Below are 4,532 nucleotides of genomic sequence, written 5' to 3' on the forward strand. Positions count from 1 at the left end.
CCGGCGTTGCTGGATGCGGCGTTGCATGGTGTGCGGTTGGGGGAGTTCTTCTCCGACGGCCGGGCGCGGTTGCCGTTCGAGTGGCGTGGCGTGTCGTTGTATGCGTCGGGTGCGTCGGTGCTGCGGGTGCGTCTGGCGCCGTCGGGTACGGACGCGCTGTCGGTGACCGTCGCCGACGGCACCGGACAGCCCGTCGCCACCGTGGACTCCCTGGTCTGTCTGCCCGTCGACCGGGAGCAGCTCGCAGCTGCCGCGAACGCCGGCCGCACGCCGGGACACGAGGCGCTCTTCCACCTCGACTGGACTTCGGTCAGGGCGGCGACGGCCGACCACACCGCCGAGTCCCGTCGCTGGGCACTGCTCGGCGACGACTCGGCCGGACTCGGTGCTGCTCTCGCCGCCGACGTCCACCCCGATCTGGCCGCGCTGGCCGACGCGGTCGCCGCCGGCGCGGCCCTTCCGGACCTCGTCGTCCTTCCGGTTCCGGCGGTGGCTTCGCAGGGTCGGGCCGACACGGTGGAGGCCGCCCGAGCGGCGACGCACCAGGTCCTGGACGTCGTACAGACCTGGCTGACGGACGCGCGGTTCGCTACGGCCGGGACGCGGCTGGCAGTGGTGACGCGTGGCGCCGTGGCGGTCGGCCCGGACGAGGGCGTGGCGGATCTCGCGCACGCTCCCGTGTGGGGGCTGCTGCGCTCGGCGCAGACCGAGAACCCGGACCGGTTCCTGCTGCTCGACACCGATGGCGGCGACGCCTCCCGTGAGGTGCTGCCGACGGCCCTGCTGTGGGCGCTGGCGCAGGACGAGCCGCAGGTGGCGGTGCGGGACGGTGAGGTACGCGTGCCCCGGCTGGCCCGGGTGGGCCAGGGCGGCGGGGCGCTGCTCCCGCCGGCCGGAACGTCGGCCTGGCGGCTGGAGATCCCCGTCAAGGGCTCGTTCGCCAACCTTGAGCTGCGGGAGAGCCCCTCGGCCGAGGAGCCGCTCGGCCCCGGCCAGGTGCGGGTCCAGGTGCGGGCCGCCGGTATGAACTTCCGGGACGTCCTGCTCGCCCTGGGCGTCGTACCGAACCAGCAGGTGATGGGCAACGAGGCCGCCGGCGTCGTACTCGAAGTCGGCGAGGGCGTGACCGACCTGGCGGCCGGCGACCGGGTGATGGGCGTCTTCTCCGGGGCGTTCGGCCCCGTCGCGGTCACGGACCGGCGAATGCTCGCGCCCATGCCGACCGGCTGGTCGTTCGTCCAGGCCGCGTCCGTGCCCGTCGTCTTCCTCACGGCGTACTACGGCCTGCGCGACCTGGCCGGCCTGTGCCCCGGAGAATCGGTGCTCGTGCACAACGCCGCCGGGGGCGTCGGCATGGCCGCCGTCCAGCTGGCCCGGCACTGGGGCGCCGAGGTGTACGGCACCGCCAGTGAGGGCAAGTGGCACGCGCTGCGCTCCGCCGGGCTGGAGGAGGCCCGCATCGCCTCCTCACGCACCCTCGACTTCGAGGAGCGCTTCCGCTCGGCGAGCGGCGGTCGCGGCATGGACGTGGTGCTGGACGCGCTCGCGGGCGAGTTCGTGGACGCCTCGCTCAGGCTGCTGCCGCGCGGCGGGCGCTTCCTGGAGATGGGCAAGACCGACCAGCGGAACCCTGCGGAGGTCGCCGCCGCCCACCCCGGCGTCGTCTACCAGGCGTTCGACCTGGGAGAGGCCGGACTCGACCGCACCCAGGAGATGCTGGCCGAACTGCTGGAGCTGTTCGAGCAGGGTGTGCTCACTCCGCTGCCCGTCGCCTCCTGGGACATCCGGCGGGCGCCTGAGGCGTTCCGTCACCTCAGCCAGGCCCGGCACATCGGCAAGGTGGTACTCACCGTGCCCGCCCCGCCGGCCGGCACCGGAACCGGGACCGCACTGATCACCGGCGCCACCGGTACCCTCGGCCGGCTGATGGCCCGGCATCTCGTGGAACGCCACGGGGTGCAGAACCTCCTGCTCGTCAGCCGCAGCGGCCCGGCCGCCGAGGGCGCCGCCGAACTCGTAGCCGAACTGGATGCGCTCGGCGCCCGCACCCGCCTGGTGGCGTGCGACGTCGCCGACCGGGAAGCTCTGGCCGAGCTCCTGGACGGCGTGCCCGCCGAGCACCCGCTCACCACCGTCATCCACACCGCCGGCGTCCTGGACGACGGCATGCTGCCCACGCTCACCGCCGAGCGCATCGACACTGTGCTGCGTCCCAAGGTTGAGGCCGCGTGGCACCTGCACGAACTGACGCGCGACCTGGACCTCTCGGCGTTCGTCCTGTTCTCGTCCGTCTCGGGCGTACTCGGCAACGCCGGCCAGGGCAACTACGCGGCGGCCAACACCTTTCTCGACGCGCTGGCCGCCGCCCGCCGCGCCGAGGGGCTTCCCGGCACGTCGCTGGCCTGGGGCTTCTGGGAAGAGCGCAGCGGCATGACGGGCGATCTGGCCGACGTCGACCGCGCCCGCATCGCCCGCTCCGGGCTCACGCCGCTGTCCTCCGAGGAGGCGCTGGCGCTGTTCGACACCGCCGTCGCCGCGGACGGCGCGCTCACCGTGCCCGTCCGGTTCGACACGGCCGCCCTGCGTGCCGCCGAGGCCCCCCTGCCGCCCCTGCTGCGCGGCCTGGTACGCGGCTCCACCGCGCGCCGCACCCGAGCCACGGCCACCGGCCGGTCCACGACCGCCGAATCGGGCCTCGTCCGGCAGCTGGCCGGACGGCCGGAGGCCGAACAGCTCGCCGCGCTCTCGGAGTTCGTTTGCGGGCACGTCGCGACCGTCCTGGGCCACGGTTCGGCGACCGCGGTCGAGGAGAGCCGGGCCTTCAAGGAACTCGGGTTCGACTCGCTGACCTCGGTGGAACTGCGCAACCGCCTCAACGCCGCGACCGGCCTGAGGCTGCCCGCCACCCTCGTCTTCGACCACCCGACCCCGGGTGACCTGGCGCGCCACCTGCACGACGAACTGCTCGGCACAGCACCGGGCCCGGAAGCCCCCGGACCGGCCACTGTCGCGCAGCCGGACGACGACCCCATCGCCATCATCGGCATGAGCTGCCGTTACCCGGGCGACGCCGATTCCCCGGAGGCCCTGTGGGACCTGCTGGCCTCGGGCGGGGACGGCATCACCGGCTTCCCCACGGACCGCGGCTGGGACCTCGACGCGCTGTACGACGCCGACGCCACCCGCCCCGGCACGTCGTACGTCCGCAGCGGCGGCTTCCTGCACACGGCCGCCGAGTTCGACGCGGGCTTCTTCGGCATCTCCCCGCGCGAGGCGCTGGCGATGGACCCGCAGCAGCGACTGCTGCTCGAAGCATCATGGGAGGCCTTCGAACGCGCGGGCATCGAGCCCACCTCCCTGCGCGGCTCCCAGGCCGGCGTCTTCGCCGGCGCCGCGGCCCAGGGCTATGCCTTCGGCCGCGAGCAGGCCGCCGAGGGCAGTGAGGGCTACTACCTCACCGGCAGCACCACCTCCGCCATCTCGGGCCGTGTGGCCTACATCTTCGGACTCGAAGGCCCCGCGGTGACGGTGGACACCGCGTGCTCATCGTCGCTGGTCGCCCTGCACCTGGCGGCGCAGGCACTGCGCAATGGCGAGTGCACGTTGGCGCTGGCGGGCGGAGTGAACGTGATGGCCACCTCCATGGCCTTCGTGGAGTTCAGCCGGCAGCGGGGGCTGTCGCCTGACGGCCGCTGCAAGTCCTTCTCCGACGGCGCCGACGGCACGGGCTGGGCCGAGGGTGTGGGCATGCTGGTGCTGGAGCGGTTGTCGGACGCGCGGCGCAACGGCCACAAGGTGCTGGCGGTGGTGCGTGGTTCGGCTGTGAACCAGGACGGCGCCAGCAACGGGCTGACCGCCCCCAACGGGCCTTCGCAGCAGCGCGTCATCCGTGCGGCGCTGGCGAGTGCGGGTCTTTCGGCGTCGGATGTGGACGCGGTGGAGGCGCATGGGACGGGTACGACGCTGGGTGATCCGATCGAGGCGCAGGCGCTGATCGCGACCTATGGGCAGGACCGTGAGCGGCCGTTGTGGCTGGGGTCGTTGAAGTCGAACATCGGGCATGCGCAGGCTGCCGCGGGTGTCGCCGGTGTGATCAAGATGGTGCAGGCGATGCGGCACGGTGTGCTGCCGCGGACGCTGCATGCGGAGACGCCGTCGTCGAAGATCGATTGGTCGGCGGGTGCGGTGGAGTTGCTGGCCGAAGCGCGGGAGTGGCCGGAGGCCGAGGGGCGTCCGCGTCGGGCGGGTGTGTCGTCGTTCGGTGTGAGTGGTACGAACGCGCACGTCATCCTGGAGCAGGCACCGGAGGCTGAGCAGTCGGAGCAGTCGGTTCCTGTCGAGCCGGTCGCGGTGCCGTGGGTGCTGTCCGCGCGTAGTGCCGATGCTCTGCGGGAGCAGGCGGCCAAGCTGCGGACCCACGCCGAGGGCGACGCAGAGCTGTCGCCGGTGAACGTCGGCTGGACCCTGGCGAGCCGGACGGAGTTCGATCACCGGGCCGTCGTCGTCGGGCGAAGCCGAGCCGAACTCATCGA

Annotated in this window: 1 protein-coding gene; it reads left to right on the forward strand. The window is 73.2% G+C overall.

What is annotated here, in order from left to right:
* Nucleotides 1–36 precede the first annotated feature (36 nt).
* The coding region (locus tag ABZ079_RS36680; RefSeq protein WP_356943772.1) for an SDR family NAD(P)-dependent oxidoreductase at nucleotides 37–4,532 on the forward strand (4,496 nt) is incomplete at its 3' end.

This window comes from Streptomyces sp. NPDC006314 (genome assembly GCF_040613075.1).
In the GTDB taxonomy this organism is placed as follows: Bacteria; Actinomycetota; Actinomycetes; order Streptomycetales; family Streptomycetaceae; genus Streptomyces.